Genomic DNA, 18,707 nt, shown 5'->3' on the forward strand with positions numbered 1-18,707 from the left:
TGTCACATGATATACACTACAGGTAAAATCGTTCTCTTTCACTTAAAGAAAATATGCTCCACAACTTTTTTATATGGCTTTTATATAACTTCATTATTGATTCCTAAAGTCGAATTTATCGTTAGATACATCAAGTTTATGATTGCTAATTATAAATCCTAAAAAAAGAAACAAGCATCTACGCTTGCTTCTTCCTTCTTCCTACTTCACATTCTCTTCTAAAGTTTGCTTCTTAATATTCCAATGGGATGTATGCCATACCGCCATACCATCTTTTATGTATAATACTTGTGGTGACTCATGTTTAACACCAAAATGCTCTGCGATACGATTCGAAACATCTCTTGCATCTTGCACGTATAAATAGTAAGCAGGCGTTTCTTTTTCATCATGACAATATGCCTCAAATTCAGCATACGCTCCTTGGCTAATTGGACACGTTATACTATGTTTAAAAAGAATATATGGTTCCGCTGTTTCTACTAATGCTTCAAACTCTTCCATTGTTTCGATTTTTGTCATGTCCATGTTATTCACCTCTCATACGAATTGGAAGTCTAGAGCGCTTCTCTTTTTTCTCTACCTTCTCTAACTTCTTCTCTGCTTTTTCTAGTTTTTTTTCTTGTCTAGTAGCTCGAAAATGATTATACACTTCAATCGCTGCGCTACTCCATTGTACAACTTGCGCAACTTTGTCTGCATTATTCTCAATTTCATTTGTTACAGAATCTGATACATTGCGAAGTTTCGTATTTAAAGAATGAATTGTCGTTCCAATTCCATCTACGCCTTCTACTACTTTATTTAACGACTGAGATTTCTGCTGAATATCATCAGCTAACGCGTTCGTCTTATGTAATAATTGCTCCGTCTCTACGCTTATTCCTTGCATTTGCTTTTCTAAGCCTTCTAGTGTACCTGCAACGTTTTCTAATGTCTTCTGAACTGATAGTAGTGTTCTACATACATATACCACTAATATAGCAAAAGCAACTGCGATAATAGCTGCACTTACATATAAAAGAACTTGCATTTCATCACTTCCTTTATATTTTTCATACTTTCTCCTATTATACAATCATTTTCCGTTTCGTTCTAACCCTTACATTTTCATTAGAATTTTCATACTTGTTTGTTAACTGTAACATAAATTATTCAACAAATTCCACTAAGTAGGTTACAATAAGAAAGGATACATAATTAGTAGGGAGGCTTTTACATATGAAAGACCCACGTATTGAAAAGTTAGCGTATAATTTAATTAACTACTCCATTCGCCTACAAAAAGGCGAAAAAGTATTGATTGAAAACTTTGGCTTGCAAAAAGAACTTGTAACTGCACTTGTGAAAGAGGCATATGCAGCTGGTGGTTTCCCATTCGTTTCATTGAAAGACCATCAAGTTGATCGCTCTTTATTAATGGGTGCTACTGAAGAACACTTCGAGCAAATCGCTGCCTATGAAGCAAGCGTAATGAAAGATATGGACGCTTACATCGGCCTTCGCTCTGGTGATAACATTAATGAACAGGCTGACGTTCCAAGTGAACGCATGAAAATCCACGGTCAAACAGTTGGCAAAAAAGTTCATAGAGACATTCGCGTTCCGAAAACTCGCTGGGTCGTTCTTCGCTATCCAAATGCATCTATGGCACAGCTTGCAAAAATGAGCACAGAAGCATTCGAAGACTTCTACTTTGAAGTATGTAACTTAGATTACGGTAAAATGGACAAAGCAATGGATAACCTTGTTGAACTTATGAACAAAACAGATAAAGTTCACCTTGTTGGTCCTGGAACTGACTTAACATTCTCTATTAAAGACATTCCAGCTATTAAATGCTCTGGTCATTTAAATATTCCAGACGGTGAAGTATACTCTGCACCAGTTCGCGATTCTGTTAACGGTACAGTTTCTTACAACACACCGTCACCATATAACGGCTATACATTTGAAAACGTACAACTTACATTTAAAAATGGACAGATTGTTGAAGCAACTGCAAACGATACAGAACGCATTAACAAAATTTTCGATACAGATGAAGGCGCACGCTACGTTGGTGAATTTGCAATCGGCGTAAACCCATACATCTTACATCCAATGGGCGACATCCTATTCGATGAAAAAATTGATGGTAGCTTCCACTTCACTCCTGGACAAGCTTACGACGATGCATGGAACGGCAACAACTCTAACATCCACTGGGATTTAGTATGTATCCAACGTCCTGAATACGGCGGCGGTGAAATTTACTTCGACGATGTATTAATCCGTAAAGACGGACGCTTCGTTGTATCTGAATTAGAAGCTTTAAATCCTGAGAACTTAAAATAAGTGAAAAAGAGCTCTTCCTTTGACAGGAGAGCTTTTTTCACTTGTTTTGTCGAATAGTCCATGTTATCGATATATTGCGAGAGACGGTCGATATATTAAAAAAAGCGATATTATTTCTCTACTTCCTACCATTTGCTTCAAATTTGACGAAAATGGTAATAAAACAAAAGTACAACTGCTAAAATGCCTACAAAGGCCATCCCAATTCGTGCTGATCCCCAGTTTTCTTTGTTTACAATGAGCATTCCAACTGGCAAAGCAACCATAAGAATCAACATCACACTTACAAAAATCATTATAGGCTTGCTTCTTTGGATAGGAAAGCTCATATCATCACCCCTTTCCTAATTATCCTATTAATTAAAGAGGATATTTGTAAAATATTTTATCCACTTCAAGTATTGGGAAATTCCTCGGTAACTCTTCCACACTCACACTTTGGAATCCATTTTTTTCGTAGAAGCGATGCGCCGCTAAAAACTGGACTGTTGTTCCTAAATAGATAGTTTCTAAGTTCTTTTCCTTTGCCCAAGAAATTGCTGTTTGTAGTAACAAACTTGCTGTCTTCCACATCTTCCCGCGAAATTCTTTCTTCACAAACATTTTTCTTAAAGCTACTTGATTGTTTCCAATATCTAATAAAGCTATTGTTCCCACAACTTTCCCTTTATACGTCGCTACCCAAAAATCCCCATTATCCCTTTGATAAAACTTTTCTATTTCTAATAAATCAGGCTGCTCTTCTTTCGTAATTGGCACATTGTACTCTTTTTGCTGAATGTGAACAATGAGACCCACTACTTCACTTTGAAACTTACTCTCATACGGAGTAATACAAATCGAATCGTTCATCGGATTTTCTCCCATTCTGAAGCTAGTACACTGTATACAGCAATGTCATGAAAATGGTCATACAGCCATTCTTCCTCACGCAGAATGCCGTCTAATTGAAAAGCAAGACGTTCTGGAATCGCACGACTTTTTTGATTCTCTACCCCACAACGTATTTCTATTTTATTCAATTTTAATTCTTCAAACGCATAGCGAAGTACAGCCTTTACACTTCGCGTCATAATCCCTTTTCCTCCTGCATCTTCTGCAAGGTAATATCCAAGGCTCGTCGCTTTCTTGCTCCAGGTCACTGGATGAATACCTACCATCCCAACAAGCTTTCCTTTATAACGTATACCGCTCTCAAAACCGTCTCCCTCTGCAAATTTCTTTAGCCACATTGGAAAAATTTCATCATACGCATCAGCAGATTTTGTCCCATCCACCCATGGAAGCCACCTTCTTAAATGATTACGGTTTTCATCAATTAATTGATATAGTTCCTCTTTATGATGTTTTTCTAGTAATTGAAGTTCAATTTCATCATCGACTCGAAGTGTGAACATTTCTCCATCCCCTTTTTTATTTTCTTATTATTCTAACATTTTTTCGAAGAATCTGTTAACCCACATTCGCTATAGAAACAAAAAAAGACGTGCAACCACCGCTGCACGTCTCCTCCTTATTACTTCTCTGCAACTTGCACTTCTTTCACATAAGCTGCTTCGAATTTTTGGATGTCGCCTGCGCCCATGAAAATAAGAACGCCGTTTTTATGTTTCTTTAATACATCCGTTGTTGTATCTGTAATCAATTCTGCACCATCAATGCGTTGTTGCAGGTCTTGAATCGTTAATTCACCTTTGTTTTCACGTGCTGATCCGAAAATATCACATAAGTATACTTGATCAGCCTTGCTTAGACTTTCTGCGAACTCATCTAAGAACTTTTCTGTACGTGAGAATGTGTGCGGCTGGAATACAGCGACAATTTCACGCTCTGGATGTTTTTGACGAGCCGCTTCAATCGTTGCGTTAATTTCTGTTGGATGGTGCGCATAATCATCAATGATGACTTGTTCTCCCATCGGCTTTTCATTAAAGCGACGTTTTACACCTTCAAAGGTTGTTAATTGATGTTTCACTGCTTCTACATCAACATTTTCATAATGACAAAGCGCAATAACTGCTAATGCATTTAATACGCTGTGATTGCCGTATCCTGTAATTTTGAATGTTTCATAATACGTATTACGAACAAACACATCAAATACAGTGCCATCTGTTCTCTTTTGAATGTTACGAGCTTGGAAATCATTATCTTCACCAAATCCATAGAAAATAACAGGTACTTTCGCTTGAATTTTTTGAAGTTCTTCATCATCACCACATGCAATAATTCCTTTTTTCACTTGAAGTGCCATCTCTTGGAATGCACTAAATACATCATTGATGTCTGTAAAGTAGTCTGGATGGTCAAAATCAATATTTGTCATAATTGCATAGTCTGGATAGTACGACAAGAAATGGCGACGATATTCACATGCCTCAAACACAAAATACTTACTATTTTCTACCCCATGCCCTGTTCCATCTCCAATAAGGTAAGACGTCGGGTGTGCACCTTGCATTACATGGGCTAACAAACCAGTTGTTGATGTTTTTCCATGTGCACCTGTTACAGCAACACTTGTATACTTACTCATAAGATCCCCTAAAAAGTGATGGTAACGATGTACTGGAATATTTAATTCTTTCGCTGCTACAATCTCTTCATGCGTATCAGGGAACGCGTTTCCTGCGATAATCACTTGTCCTTCTTTTACATTATTATTATCAAAAGGAAGGATGGAGATACCACGCTTTTCCAAAGCAACTTGTGTAAAGAAACGTTTTTCAAAATCAGAACCCTGAACAGTATGCTTCATATCATGAAGAATTTGTGCTAATGAACTCATTCCTGTTCCTTTAATTCCTACAAAATGGTAAACTGTCATCTTAAAGAACCTCCAACATTTCGAACTAATACAACGGCCTATCTATAAGACAGTATATGAATCTTTTCTTATTTTGGTAATCATCATACATTTTTGATACAGCGGAACTTTCATCAGCTCTCGCCAATCAGGATAAACACGTACGTACTTCTTATATGTCCACAACAAACTTATTATAGCAAAAAACAATCCGTTATACTATGATAACAGAAAAACTGATAGGGTCAATCACCTATCAGTTTTTCTGTTTCTTACATATCTTCTCTTTTTTCTAATTGAACACGTTCTAAACGTGGGTTTGGACGATATTTGCGTCCAGCTTTTGCTTCTGGTTTTCCATTTAATTCTACATTATCACCTGTAAAACCAATGTTCATTTTTAATAAACTGCTCCCTACTCCGTATAGATCCACAGGAACATTTTGCGCTTCAAATTCACGAATACGCTTTTCATCAAATCCACCAGTTACAACAATATCTACATGCTGGAATCCTTCCTCATCGAGCGCTTTACGAAGAGCGAAAACAAGTGATGGATTGACACCACGTGGGTCAAATGTTCCAAGCACTTCTGGATGACGAATGAAATATTGATCAATCATTGTACGTGATGTATCGATGCGTACACCTTTTAATTCTGAACCAAATTCGCGTGCAACGCGAAGCCCATCTGTAATAACATCATTGTTGTAGTCAATCAGTACAACTAAATCATCCTCTGGAAACTTTTTATGATACGCCTTTGCAGCTTCTACAACGTCTCCATTAAACATTTGAATTAACGCGTGAGGCATTGTCCCCATTCCACTTTTGCCCCACCATTCATTCATTGCATGCGTTGCTTGTGCGCTCATACCACCAATATACGCAGCATACCCATCACCAGCTTGCTGTGTATAATGATCATCACGGTCTCCCATGAAAATAACAGGTTTTTCTTTTTCACCGCTGCGAGCAGCCTGTACAACATTATACACATTTGTTGCAACAGATGTACGACGAGCTAAAATCCCATCAATTACACCTTCTAAAAACCCGAAATATTCATAAGGCCCTGTAATTGTTAAAACTGTTTCAAATGGATTAATATTGTCACCATCCTTTAAAGAATGAATTTCAAGTTCTTCAGGATGTGTAGCAAACGTTTGTAACAATGCGATTACTTCATCTGTTCCGCAAAGTACCGCATGCTCTTTCTGGAAAAATTGCATTGTTACAATACTTTTTGGGCGAAATTCTTGAATAATATCACGAGTTTTTAAAAAGTAAACGGCAGAAAACCAGCCTTCTCCAACTCGTTCATCAAATTTAAATGTTTTATTTGTTAGTCGATTGATTTCACCTTTTAATTTTAATTCAATTTCTTTCATTTCGTTTACTCCCTACTTTACTATCCAACATTTTCTCTTAGTATACAGCAAAACCACTTCCTATACATTCGTTTCCTGCATCGCAGCAAACTCATCCTCTGAAATAAGGACATCTCTCGGTTTTGTTCCCCTTGCTTCGGAAATAATTCCTTGTGCTTCCATCTCTTCAATAAGACGTGCCGCGCGATTATAACCGATGCGGAATTTTCTCTGTACAGAAGATGTGGACGCTCCCCCTTGTTCTACAACAAACTGACATGCATCAAAAAACAGTTCATCTTCAGCCTCATGTTGCTCTGTTTTCGCCAATAAATCTTCTTGCTTAAATAAATAGTTCGGCTTCATTTGCTTTTTCACATGGTCAACCGTTTTTTCAATTTCATCATCCGATACGTATACCCCTTGCACACGAACTGGTTTAGACGTACCGTTTCCTAAAAATAACATATCACCGCGGCCAAGTAATTTTTCCGCGCCCCCAATATCAATAATTGTACGGGAATCCACTTGAGATGATACTGTAAACGCAATACGCGTTGGAATGTTTGATTTAATTAACCCTGTAATAACATCCACAGACGGACGCTGCGTTGCAACTAATAAGTGAATACCACAAGCACGCGCTTTTTGAGCGATACGACAAATCGCTTCCTCAACATCACCAGGTGCAACCATCATTAAATCCGCTAACTCATCAATTACAATGACGATATATGGCAATGTCTCCCCTGGAACTTCTCGCTCACTCACAATTGTATTATAACGAGTTAAATCACGTGCACCAGCATGGGCAAACAATTCATAACGGCGCTCCATTTCTTCTACAGCCCATTTTAACGCCCCTGTAGCTGCTTTTACATCTGTAATAACAGGTGCTACAAGATGTGGAACAGAATTATATGGCGCAAGCTCAACCATTTTCGGATCAATCAACATCAATTTCACTTCATGCGGTTTCGCTTTATATAAAATACTTGTTAAAATCGCGTTAATGCACACACTTTTTCCTGAACCAGTCGCACCAGCAATCAGTCCATGTGGCATCTTCCTAATATCCGTTACAATCGGCGCTCCAGAAATATCAAGTCCAAGTGCAACTGTAAGCGGTGATTCACTCTTCGTGAACACAGGACTTCTCAAGATTTCTCTTAGAAATACTGGCTTACTCTCTTTATTTGGAACCTCAATTCCAATTGCACTTTTCCCTGGAATCGGCGCTTCAATTCGAATATCTTTTGCTGCTAAACTTAACTTAATATCATCGCTTAAGTTTGTAATTTTATTTACTTTCACTCCTGGGTCTGGTTGTACTTCAAAGCGAGTTACAGCCGGTCCTTGTGAAACATTGATAACCTGAGCCCCAACATGGAAATTATTAAACGTCGTATCCAATAATTCTTTCTGTTCGTCTAACCATTCTGTATTATCCAATGTTGCTTGAGTTGGAATCGTCAACAAGGTTAATGGTGGCATTGTATATTCAGGCGGTGTTTGCAGCACATTACGCATATCATTTTCTCTTTTAGCTACAACATATGCTTTTTCTTGTACTCCTGCATTTGCAACAGGTACCTTCACTTCCGGTTGCTGAACTGGCTTCTCTGTTACTTGTGGTCCCGCTACAACCTGCTGCATTGCTCTCTCTTCCATTTGCGGTTCCGCTACAACTTGCTGCGTTGGTCTCTCTTCCGCTTGCGGTTCCACTACAACTTGCTGCGTTGGTCTCTCTTCTACTTCTGGTCCCGCTACAACTTGCTGCGTTGGTCTCTCTTCCGCTTGCGGTTCCACTACAACTTGCTGCACTGGTCTCTCTTCCATTTGCGGTTCCGCTACAACTTGCTGCGTTGGTCTCTCTTCCGCTTGCGGTTCCACTACAACTTGCTGCATTGCTCTCTCTTCCATTTGCGGTTCCACTACAACTTGCTGCGTTGGTCTCTCTTCCGCTTGCGGTTCCACTACAACTTGCTGCACTGGTCTCTCTTCCATTTGCGGTTCCACTACAACTTGCTGCGTTGGTCTCTCTTCCATTTGCGGTTCCACTACAACTTGCTGCATTAGTTGTTCGTTTCTTTGTGATGCTTCTTCTACTTGTTGTACAGGAGTCTGCGGCGTTTTCATTCCTGCCACCTGTCTCTCCATCAACTTTCTTCTATCTTGTTTTAACATCACAACATTAAACGGCACATGACGCTTTTTCTCACGTTTTGGTTCTACAGTTTTCTCAACGGGCTTTTCTACAGTCACTTCTTGCTTTTCTTCTGCTTCTTCAATTAATACATTTGCAAAGCTTTGAACAGCTTCCTTCGTGTGCTCTTCTGCTGCTAAAGATGTTTCACAAATATCATTTTCTACTTTAGAAACAACCTTCTGTGGTTCTGCTGGTTCTTCAACTACTACTTGAGCAGTTGCTTCTGCTATGTCAGCTTCTTCCTCTGCTTTAACTTCCAGTGCTGGTTCAACTTCTTCCTCTTCTTCTACTTCAGCCGCTGGTTCTGCTTCTTTCACTTCTTCTACTTCAACCGCTGGTTCTGCTTCTTCCTCTTCTTCTACTTCAGCCGCTGGTTCTGCTTCTTCTTCCTCTTCTTCTACTTCAACCGCTGGTTCTGCTTCTTCCTCTTCTTCTACTTCAGCTGCTGGTTCTGCTTCTTCCTCTTCTTCTACTTCAGTCGCTGGTTCTGCTTCTTCCTCTTCTTCTACTTCAGTCGCTGGTTCTGCTTCTTCCTCTTCTTCTACTTCAGTCGCTGGTTCTGCTTCTTCAATAACACATTCTGTTAAAACAGTGTTCTCTACTAGCTGTTCTTCTGTTTCTTTCTTATATTCAATCTCTTCCATTGACGTTGTATTGATGTTCTTGACAATAGAGTCTTGTAATTGATTTTGTAGAGATTCTTCATTTTCTCCGATATCATCTTGTGATAACACCACTACATCTGGCTCTTGTCCAACTACCTGTCCGTTATGAAGAGCATGTTCTTCCTTCTTGTTATCCTGTCCAACTGCTTTATGTAACAAGCCATCCGTTGCAAATGGACGAGAGTCTGGAGAAACATCCGTCTTTTCTTTCTCCTCTACCGCAGTAAATGAACGTTCAGAATCATAACCATTTTTCTCTAGCCACTGATCAACAACGGATTTTTCTTCTTTTTTACTTTCTTGTTGTCGATCATCATCAAAGCTTTGCTCTCGTTCCTTTGAAGGAATAAAAGATTCGTCTGATAAATTCGCCAGTGAGTATCCTTTTTTCTCTAGCCATGCATCGACGACCGATTTTCCTTCAACCGATATTTCAAGATCTTCCTGCCTTTTTTCTTCCGTCTTCACCTCTTCTTTCTCCATAGACGGACGTTTATATCCAAAGATCGGTGAAATCATCTCTGTTGGGCGAAATGGTCTTCGATTGCTTTCTTGTGTTGGCACAGATTTTTTTGGTATGAAAGGCTTTGGCTCAATTTCTTGTTCAACTTGTTGAGGGGCAAATGTATGGATTGGTTCTTCTACATATCTCGGCCCGCGCCTCTCCACGTTTATTACTCTCGGCAGTGGCTGCTCTTCAACATATGCTGATTCTTCAACATGTGTTGATTCTTCCACATTCTCCTCATCAAATCCATCATCAGGCACTAACGGAAATCGACATTTCACACCTGAATTTCGACTAGCCATTTGCGCTTCTCTTGCTTCAGTGTAGTGGTTTACACGAGGACGTTTCGACTTACTTTCAGTGTTCTTCGGTACTTCTTTATTCACCGCTGTTTTTTCTTCTTGATGTTCCTCTTTGTTAAACAGCTTTTTCATCCAATCTAACATGCTTACCACTCTTTCTACTAAATAGTAACATCCTTTATTGTATCAGCATTCAGCAAAAAGTGCAGGTAAAATTACGCCCTTGCCTTTTGTCCATCATATTCCAGTTTTCAGTAAGTACAATATAAAGTGATACTTTAATCAGTTAGGATTTTCTTCATCCCAGACCTATCCTCCTTGTTTCTCTTTGAATCCTGAGGCAGAGGTCTTGCTGCTCTTTAATGCAGGATAAAAGAAGACCTACACTTGTTTTCTCCTTTTGGTTTCACTCGGCATGGAGCAAAACAAGGTACTAACCTCTTCTAAACAAAAAGAAATGTTTTCATCTATATTTATATATAAGTAGTTCAGTTATTGTGGAGAAAATCTAAAATAACGAGCTACATAACATATTCATTCACGGGTTAATTGGCGTAGTAAATAACACGCAAAAAAAGCTCAAAGTCCCTATATGACTTTGAGCTTTACTTTTGTATACGACTTATTTCATTAAATCCACTCTTTTCCATGTTCACGAATGAATTTAATATCATTTTAATAATGTTCAAGGTGCCCTTCATCTATCATCTTTTGAAAATTTATATCGCCTTCTTTTGCTTTTCTTTTCATGTATTTACATCCCCCTTCTAATCGTAGCAATACTATCTCCAAATACTCTTCTTCCATATCCTCACCGTAGAATTCAAAAAACAATTTAACTCTTTATTTTATACAGTTTCTCTATGTTATCTGAACTGCTTAATATATACCTAAACTTTACTCTTCCGATATTCTTCTATACTCTCCGTTACACTTTGCAGTAAAGCTTCTAAATATTGCTTATCTGATAGTTTTTGATCTTCTTCAGGATTCGACATAAACCCTAGCTCAAGTAAAACTCCTGGAACCTTTGACCAGTTGAAACCAGAAAGATCATCACGAAACTTAATCCCATTTACTTTCACCTGACTATTTTCTTTCATTTTCTCCACGATAATCTGAGAAACTTGTAAACTTTCTGCATAAATATCTTTTGTATATTGATTTCCTTCGGCTGGCGTCAACACAGCAAAACCCTTTTGTGCCTGGTTTTCAGATCCATCTGCATGAAGGCGTAAAAATACATTTGCTTGATGCTCATTCGCGAATGTAGCTCGCTCTTTGTTACTTATATCAACATCATGTGTTGTCCTTGTCATAAGTACTTGCATGCCTTTTGCTTCAAGCTTCTCTTTTAATATAAAAGCAGCTTCAAGTGTAAGAGCGGATTCTCTCTTTTTCGTCACAACACCTGTCGTTCCATCAGTCACTTTATATTTTTTCTCAGTTGCACCTGGACCAATTGGTTCTAAATTTAAATTTGCTTTCTCTTGATGCCCTGGATCAATCACAATAAGAAACTTTCCTTGTTTTTTCTCAGCATCTGTTTTTGCTTCAGTTTGTTCAGCTGGCGGCAATTGTTCTTTACTTTGCTCCACAGGTGGCTCTTGTTCAACTTTTTTCTCTTGGTCTCCATTTTGTCCCACCGGTAATTCTGTTTCTGCTTTCTTCTCTTTTTCCTCAGGTTGCTTCTCTATTGGTGCTTCTTTCTTTTGTTCTACAACTTTTTTATTCTCTTCTTGTACAGGAGATGATGTTTTCTGTTCTTGTTCCTTCGAGCATGCGCTCATATATATTCCAAGTAATATAACTGCACACATCATTTTTATATATTTCATCGTTTCTCTCCCATCTATTTTGTGCATACTCTACAAATTTTTCAACATAAAGCCCCAGAAGTTCTTTCACTTTTGGATGTTGTTTCATATATTCTTGCCTTCTATTTTTTCTAAATTTTAACTAATTTGTTTTTGAAATACAACATGGATTTTTAGGAAAAGCGTTACAATATAAGAATATTTAAGCCAAAAAAAATAGCCTCATTTTATAATGAGGCCACTTTTTCTATATCAATTAAAATTTAAACTCTTGTCCAACTTCATATCTATCTTCTAGTACAAGAATCCCTTTTTCCTGAGGAGCATCTGGAAGCTCTAATTCACGTGCAGAGCAAATCATTCCAGAAGATGGAACACCGCGAAGCTCGGCTGGTTTAATTAACATACCACTTGGCATTACAGCGCCGATTTTTGCAACAACAACTTTTTGTCCCGCATCAACGTTTGGTGCACCACATACGATTTGTAATGTATCTGTACCGATTTCTACCTTACAAATGTTTAATTTATCTGCATTTGGATGTTTTTCTTTTTCAGCTACATAGCCAACAACAAATTTTGGCGTAAGGTCTGCTTCTACTTTTTCTTCAAAGCCGTTTTTCGCTAAAATGTCATTGATTTTTTCTACAAGCTCAGTTGTTAAAGTAATGTTCCCAGTTTCTTTTACTTCTACATAAGAAGACGCATTAAAGATGTTAAATCCTCCTGTTACGTTGCTTTCACGATCATAAACGCGAGCAACATCTCCTTTGCGGTCAAATGTACGGTTTTCTAATGTAATATCTTGTAAGGCAACGATTAATGTGTCGCCAATTCCTTCAAGGTTATAAAAAACGTTCACTATGTTCATCCTTTCTCTTTTCCATTTGTCTTCTTCCGATTCTTCGCTAAAATAAAGATTGGTTCAAAGTTGCCATCTTCATATACGAATGAAAGTGATGTGATCGGAACATGACCTTCGGCAAAAAACTTCATTGTCATTTGTGCAATAATATCATAACCGATTTCGTTGACGATATCAGCAACAATTAATACATCTTGATGCGGAACAGCCACCACCATGTCACCTGAAATCTTCTCGCGCATCGATTGTAATAGCGATTCATTTAAAATACGACTCGCATCATAGCCATCATTTGTGTTTAAAAAATAAAATGTATTCCCAGCCACTTCATCTTGTTTAAATGTATAGCTTAATGAGCGGACATTAAACAATGCCATTTCACGTACTTGCTGCTCAGTAAGTCCTAGCTTTTGTAATAAACGCTCATCAATTAATCGATATGTTTTATTAGAGTCTAATGCATAATAAATGCGCGTTTCTGCTGTATGATCTGTCATGATAAAGGGATTGCCTTCTTCCGCTTGTTTCTGGAAAGATGTAGAGCGAATTACCGGCAGAATTTTTGCTGTGCTACTTTCTTCTTTATGCATCGCAACTAATGCCTCTTGTACGTAATAGACGACATCTTCAATCGCTACTTCTTTTTTGACTTCCCATTTTGCTACAACTCCTGGAAGCGATACATTAATTCCCTTCTTCGTATCCTTTTGTTCAATACGAAGCACATCTTTTTCGGTATCATAATGAAAGTCCCATTCTGGACGAACTAGCCTGTTCATTAGTGCTTCTTTCATTTTTTTGCTTGTCATTTTCATCTCGTTTGCCTCCCTTCCAAAAAAACAACCTCCCCCGCGAAGGTAGAGGTTGTTTTTACAATTTAATTGGCTGATCGCCTTATTTTAAACCTTCAATAAACGCTTCGATTTGTTCTTGTGTTTTACGATCTTTGTTTACATAGCGCCCAGTTTCTTCTCCTTTATTGTACGCTACAAAGCTCGGAATGCCAAATACGTCTAATTTTACACATAGATCAATAAATTCATCACGATCTACATAGTAGAATGAGAAATCGCTATATTTCTCTTCTACTTCTGGCATAAATGGGTCAACAAAACGGCAATCTGGACACCATTCTGCTGAGAACATAAAAATAACGTTCCCTTCATTTTTTAGTTCTTGGAATTGCTCCATGCTTTCTAATGATTTCATCTATATTTCCTCCTCTAACGAAGTGTATCTTTTCATATGTAATCTTTCTTTTATACTACCATACATCACGTATGCTGCAAGATTTATGCTTGTTTTTCGTCATACTTATATTGCCCAACTAACAACTTTACAACATGGACAAATAATCCTGTACGATCCACATAATGATCTGTGAAGATTCCAATTGCACCTTCATGACTACGGATGTCTTTTCGGTTTACAAATTCCTCCATAACTTCACTTAGCTCTTTCCCACTTTCAAGAGGAGCAACAAAATCATCTGGCAACTTAATACGTGCCCCGCCCGCTACAAATATTTTACCTGTACTTGTTGCTAAAGCGCCCCAGTTACACATAAACAAGCCATGCTCTGTTTTCATGACGCCGCCCTCTAGACCGATACCGATGTCAGCTTGTTCTTTCTCCAGTGCTCGCTTGGCTCTATTGATTGCCCCTTGCATCGTTTCTTCATCAGAAAATGGTTGTGCCGCTACTCCTGAAGAAGCAGAAATGGCTGTAATGTTCGCCTCTTTCCATACTTCTTTTACGGCACCTACTTTTGTTTGGTTTTTCGATCCAACTACTACTTTCATATTCTTCACCTCTATATAAATCAGCGCTACAAAAAACAAAAGGTAATTAACATTCTTGTTCTTTCTTTGATTTTAACTCTGTATGTAGGAAAAAGGATGACTTTATCTCCGCCCTTCATGATATATCCTCTTCGTTTTCACAACATATAATTTGCGACTATGAAAACAAAAGAAATCCCATCTCGTTTCCTCTTTTTAGATTCACATGCCCTGAGACTAAACCGCTACTATGCATGAACGGACACTCTCTTCCACCTAAAAAAAGGGGTTTTATATTTATACGAAAAGAAAAGGCCAAAACTGGCCCTTTCTTTTAAGCGTTATTTTTAATTGTTTCTAATGTTGTTTTATCCGTTGCTTTCACGAGTTTCGTAATCAATTCTTTCGCTGCAGCATAATCATCAACATGTAAAATAGAAGCATGTGTATGAATATAACGAGCGCAAACACCAATTACTGCTGACGGAATACCAGAGTTACTCGTATGTACCCGGCCCGCATCTGTACCACCTTGTGAAACAAAATATTGGTACGGGATGTTATGTGTTTCTGCTGTATCTAAAATAAATTCACGCATTCCTCTATGTGTTACCATTGTACGATCATAAATACGAAGAAGCGCCCCTTTTCCTAATTGACCGAACTGCGTTTTATCTCCAGATGCATCATTTGCTGGACTTGCATCAAGCGCATAGAAAATATCTGGCTGAATCATGTTTGCAGCCGTTTGTGCCCCGCGAAGACCAACTTCTTCTTGTACAGTTGCACCAGAATATAATGTATTCGGCAGAGTTTCATCTTTTAATTCTTTTAATAATTCAATCGCAAGGCCACAGCCGTAACGGTTGTCCCAAGCTTTCGCCATAATTTTCTTTTCATTTGCCATTGGTGTAAATGGGCAAATTGGAACGATTTGTTGTCCTGGTTTCACACCAATGTCAAGTGCTTGCTCGTAACTATCTGCACCAATATCAATTAACATATTTTTTATATCCATCGGTTTTGCACGTTGCGCATCACTTAATAAATGAGGGGGGATAGATCCAACAACCCCAATAACCGGGCCATTCTTCGTCATAATTTGTACACGCTGTGCTAATAGTACCTGACTCCACCAACCGCCTAGCGTTTGAAAACGAATCATTCCGTTTTTCGTAATTTGCGTAACCATAAAGCCGACTTCATCCATATGACCAGCTACAAGTACGCGCGGGCCATTTTCATCCCCTTTTTTAAGACCGAACACGCTACCTAAACCATCTTGAACAATTTCATCTGCATATTTACTTAGTTCTTGTTTCATAAAACGGCGTACATCATGTTCAAATCCTGATGTACCTTGTAGTTCTGTTAACGTACGAAATAATTCTAATGTCTCTTTATTCACGAAGTTCCCTTCTTTCAAACCTTAGTAGAATTCCTCTTTTATTGTAACGAAATTTTCGAAATGTTTCTAGTTTCTTCTTTTTTAGTTAAAATTGCATTATAATTATCATCGATACACTATTTTATAGAATTGAGGTGAATATATGAACTGGAAAGGTTTACTAGCTGGGGTTGGCATTGGTTTTGCGGCTGGTTATCTTGTTGCAAACAAAGTTCAAGAACAATCCCATATTTCTTCAGAAAAAGCATTGAAAATGGTGAAACAAGCACTCAGTCATAAAGGCGAAATTACTGGCTCTTGGGTACATATGGTTCCAGAGACGTTTGAAAAATATGATGTCGCATACGAAGTATATCGCGGCGGTCTTACAACAATTTTAAATGATATACAAGAACGATTTGAATTTTTAGTAGATGCAAAAACAGGTACTGTTTTAGAAGTAACGGCGGCGTAAAGGAACTCGGCTAATCCGAAGAGACAGTATTAAATAAAGCGAAACTTTGATTAGTAGTGGTTTTCCATATCATTTGATGATTAGTACGCCTCACCCATCGGGGTATTTACAGACAGTAGAAGGATAACAGCGTGCAGATGAATTTCTGCACGCCTTTTCATATTCTTTCAATTATCGTCGCTGTTGACATCCCATGTCCAATGCAAATTGTCAGCAGACCGTACCTTCCCTGCCTCCGCTCCAATTCATGAAGAAGAGAAGTCATTAATTTTGCACCCGTTGCCCCAAGTGGATGACCTAGTGCAATCGCACCACCATTAACATTTACCTTTTGTAAATCTGCTTCCATCTCCTTTTGCCATGCTAAAACAACCGATGCAAATGCTTCATTAATCTCTATAACATCTATATCCTGAATTGTTAAATTGGATTTTTGCAGTACTTTTTTCGTTGCAGGGATAACGCCGTCAAGCATTGTCGTTGGATCAGAACCAACAACTACTTGATTCACAATACGAGCACGTGCTTTACAACCTAGTTCTTTCGCCTTTTCACTATCCATCAGCAAAATTGCTGCAGCACCATCGCTAATTTGGCTTGCATTCCCTGCTGTAATCACTCCATTTTCTTTAAACACTGTTTTTAAATTTGCTAATGCTTCATACGAAGTATCTCTTCTTGGTCCCTCATCACTTTCAACTAATATTTCGTTGCCTTCTTTATCTACACCACTCAGTGGTACGATTTCTCGCTGAAAGCGTCTAGATTCAATCGCTTGAATTGCTCGTCTATGACTTTCTAGCGCGTAAGTATCTAACTGTTCACGGGTAATTCCATATTTTTCGGCAATCATCTCAGCAGATACACCTTGATGTACAATTTGATATTTTTCATGAAGACTACTTGGGATGGTTCGCTCATTTCCATCAGTTAAAATAGGAACTTTTGTCATATGTTCAACACCAGCTGCAATCGTAATGTCCATATCGCCTGATTTAATTTCTTGCGCCGCAAAGTGAATAGCCTGTTGTCCAGAACCACAAAGTCGATTAATCGTTACCGCTGGAACTGTTATAGGAAAACCTGCTTCAAGTGCTGAAAGTCTTCCAATATTAAATGCTTGCTCGTGAATTGGCGTTACACACCCCATAACAATATCTTCTATGAGACCTTTTTCTATATTCCCCCGTTTTGTTACTGCATCCAGCGCAACTGCCGCAAGCTGTACTGGGTGTAACTCACGAAACGCACCATTTCTTTTCCCAACTGGCGTACGTACAGCTTCAACAATAACAACGTCTCGCTTCATATTTTCTCCCCCACTTTCCCTTTTGAATAATCATAAAAACCTTTCCCAGTCTTCCTTCCAAGATGCCCCGCCTCTACAAGTTTCACAAGTATTTGTGGCGCTCTAAACCTCTCACCAAATGCTTCTATTAGCCCTTCGCTCGCAAATAACAGCGTATCGAGTCCTATATAATCCGCTAATTCAAATGGCCCCATTGGATAGTTCAAACCAAGCTTAATCGCCTTATCAATGTCTTCTTTACTTGTAATTCCCTCTTCATACATACGCATGCACTCTAACATATGAATAGCAATTGCCCGCGTGGTCACAAATCCTTGCGTATCTTTTACAACAACTGTTTCTTTCCCTATTTCTTCTGAGATTGCTCTTACTGCTTGTATCGTACTTTCCGCCGTAACTACTCCTCGTACAATTTCAATGAGCTTCATAACAGGAGCGGGATTAAACCAATGCATCCCTATTACTTTCTCTGGACGACTTGTCACACTTGCAATCGCAGTTACACTTAACTCAGATGTATTCGTTGCTAAAATAGTAGATTGTGATGTATACGAATCTAGTTTTTGAAAAATCTCCTTCTTTAACTGTAATATTTCTGGTACTGCTTCAATAACAAGTTCTACATTCTGGCAAGCTTCTTCCAATATAACTGTAGGAGTAATATGATTTAGAATGTGTTTTTTCTCTTCCTCAGTCATACGCCCTGCATGCACGAAACGACTCAGGCTTTTGTTGATCGTTTCATAAGCCTTTTGTAAATTTTCTTCTGATACATCATACATTTTCACATCTTTACCGCCCATTGCTAACGCTTGGGTAATTCCACTTCCCATAATTCCTACACCAATTACCGCGATATTTTGAATCATTATTTTC

18 protein-coding genes and 1 pseudogene are annotated in these 18,707 nt (G+C 38.4%); 2 read left to right on the forward strand and 17 right to left on the reverse strand.

The features are described 5' to 3' along the window. Nucleotides 1-201: 201 nt before the first annotated feature. Both ytxJ and M014_RS0122545 read right to left on the reverse strand, forming a co-directional pair. The gene (ytxJ, locus tag M014_RS0122540; protein WP_026593709.1) at nucleotides 202-528 is read right to left on the reverse strand and encodes a bacillithiol system redox-active protein YtxJ; all 327 of its coding nucleotides are present in this window, start codon (nucleotides 526-528) and stop codon (nucleotides 202-204) included. A gap of 1 nt (nucleotide 529) precedes the next feature. After that, nucleotides 530-1,078, reverse strand: coding sequence for a DUF948 domain-containing protein (locus tag M014_RS0122545; protein WP_035415657.1), 549 nt, complete (start codon nucleotides 1,076-1,078; stop codon nucleotides 530-532). Nucleotides 1,079-1,221: 143 nt separating this feature from the next. Between M014_RS0122545 and M014_RS0122550 the strand changes: the two genes are divergently transcribed. After that, nucleotides 1,222-2,337, forward strand: coding sequence for an aminopeptidase (locus tag M014_RS0122550; RefSeq protein ID WP_026593711.1), 1,116 nt, complete (start codon nucleotides 1,222-1,224; stop codon nucleotides 2,335-2,337). 137 nt (nucleotides 2,338-2,474) lie between these two features. On the opposite strand, the gene M014_RS27425 is transcribed toward M014_RS0122550, so the two are convergent. The 13 genes and pseudogenes from M014_RS27425 to M014_RS0122615 form a co-directional block, all read right to left on the reverse strand. Continuing rightward, the gene (locus tag M014_RS27425) at nucleotides 2,475-2,666 is read right to left on the reverse strand and encodes a hypothetical protein (RefSeq protein WP_035415693.1); all 192 of its coding nucleotides are present in this window, start codon (nucleotides 2,664-2,666) and stop codon (nucleotides 2,475-2,477) included. A gap of 31 nt (nucleotides 2,667-2,697) precedes the next feature. Continuing rightward, complete coding sequence (locus M014_RS0122560; protein WP_026593712.1) at nucleotides 2,698-3,189, reverse strand: GNAT family N-acetyltransferase; 492 nt, start codon at nucleotides 3,187-3,189, stop codon at nucleotides 2,698-2,700. Further along, complete coding sequence (locus M014_RS0122565; protein WP_026593713.1) at nucleotides 3,186-3,734, reverse strand: GNAT family N-acetyltransferase; 549 nt, start codon at nucleotides 3,732-3,734, stop codon at nucleotides 3,186-3,188. Before M014_RS0122565 ends, M014_RS0122560 begins: the two co-directional genes overlap by 4 nt. 119 nt (nucleotides 3,735-3,853) lie before the next feature. Further along, on the reverse strand, nucleotides 3,854-5,164 hold the full coding sequence (gene murC, locus M014_RS0122570; protein ID WP_026593714.1) for a UDP-N-acetylmuramate--L-alanine ligase: 1,311 nt from the start codon (nucleotides 5,162-5,164) through the stop codon (nucleotides 3,854-3,856). A 251-nt stretch (nucleotides 5,165-5,415) separates the two neighbouring features. Continuing rightward, nucleotides 5,416-6,534 (reverse strand): nicotinate phosphoribosyltransferase, encoded by a 1,119-nt coding sequence (locus M014_RS0122575; protein ID WP_026593715.1) that lies wholly within the window; start codon nucleotides 6,532-6,534, stop codon nucleotides 5,416-5,418. 60 nt (nucleotides 6,535-6,594) lie between these two features. Beyond that, nucleotides 6,595-10,341: a DNA translocase FtsK gene (locus tag M014_RS0122580; protein WP_026593716.1), complete on the reverse strand. Its 3,747-nt coding sequence runs from the start codon at nucleotides 10,339-10,341 to the stop codon at nucleotides 6,595-6,597. 531 nt (nucleotides 10,342-10,872) lie between these two features. Next, nucleotides 10,873-11,040: pseudogene (locus M014_RS28815) on the reverse strand (aminoglycoside phosphotransferase); the annotation flags it as partial. A gap of 47 nt (nucleotides 11,041-11,087) precedes the next feature. Then, nucleotides 11,088-12,035, reverse strand: a complete 948-nt coding sequence (locus tag M014_RS0122590; protein WP_026593717.1) for an N-acetylmuramoyl-L-alanine amidase — start codon at nucleotides 12,033-12,035, stop codon at nucleotides 11,088-11,090. 235 nt (nucleotides 12,036-12,270) lie between these two features. Further along, nucleotides 12,271-12,885, reverse strand: a complete 615-nt coding sequence (gene ytpR, locus M014_RS0122595) for a YtpR family tRNA-binding protein (RefSeq protein WP_026593718.1) — start codon at nucleotides 12,883-12,885, stop codon at nucleotides 12,271-12,273. Further along, nucleotides 12,882-13,694 carry a DUF1444 domain-containing protein gene (locus M014_RS0122600; RefSeq protein ID WP_026593719.1) on the reverse strand — a complete coding sequence of 271 codons (813 nt, stop codon included), beginning with the start codon at nucleotides 13,692-13,694 and terminating at the stop codon, nucleotides 12,882-12,884. Before M014_RS0122600 ends, ytpR begins: the two co-directional genes overlap by 4 nt. Nucleotides 13,695-13,773: 79 nt before the next feature. After that, nucleotides 13,774-14,088 (reverse strand): thioredoxin family protein, encoded by a 315-nt coding sequence (locus M014_RS0122605; RefSeq protein WP_026593720.1) that lies wholly within the window; start codon nucleotides 14,086-14,088, stop codon nucleotides 13,774-13,776. 83 nt (nucleotides 14,089-14,171) lie between these two features. Beyond that, nucleotides 14,172-14,681 carry a DUF84 family protein gene (locus M014_RS0122610; RefSeq protein WP_026593721.1) on the reverse strand — a complete coding sequence of 170 codons (510 nt, stop codon included), beginning with the start codon at nucleotides 14,679-14,681 and terminating at the stop codon, nucleotides 14,172-14,174. A 313-nt stretch (nucleotides 14,682-14,994) separates the two neighbouring features. Further along, entirely contained in the window at nucleotides 14,995-16,068 is a 1,074-nt protein-coding gene (locus M014_RS0122615; RefSeq protein ID WP_026593722.1) for a M42 family metallopeptidase, read from the reverse strand. Nucleotides 16,069-16,210: 142 nt separating this feature from the next. On the opposite strand from M014_RS0122615, the gene M014_RS0122620 reads away from it, so the two are divergent. Beyond that, on the forward strand, nucleotides 16,211-16,522 hold the full coding sequence (locus tag M014_RS0122620) for a PepSY domain-containing protein (RefSeq protein WP_026593723.1): 312 nt from the start codon (nucleotides 16,211-16,213) through the stop codon (nucleotides 16,520-16,522). 157 nt (nucleotides 16,523-16,679) lie between these two features. On the opposite strand, the gene M014_RS0122625 is transcribed toward M014_RS0122620, so the two are convergent. Further along, nucleotides 16,680-17,831, reverse strand: a complete 1,152-nt coding sequence (locus M014_RS0122625) for a thiolase family protein (RefSeq protein WP_026593724.1) — start codon at nucleotides 17,829-17,831, stop codon at nucleotides 16,680-16,682. Then, on the reverse strand, nucleotides 17,828-18,700 hold the full coding sequence (locus M014_RS0122630) for a 3-hydroxyacyl-CoA dehydrogenase family protein (RefSeq protein ID WP_026593725.1): 873 nt from the start codon (nucleotides 18,698-18,700) through the stop codon (nucleotides 17,828-17,830). The genes M014_RS0122625 and M014_RS0122630 overlap by 4 nt, the downstream gene beginning before the upstream one ends. Between the last annotated feature and the right edge of the window lie 7 nt (nucleotides 18,701-18,707).

The organism is Bacillus sp. UNC437CL72CviS29, assembly GCF_000482345.1.
In the GTDB taxonomy this organism is placed as follows: domain Bacteria; phylum Bacillota; class Bacilli; order Bacillales; family Bacillaceae_G; genus Bacillus_A; species Bacillus_A arachidis.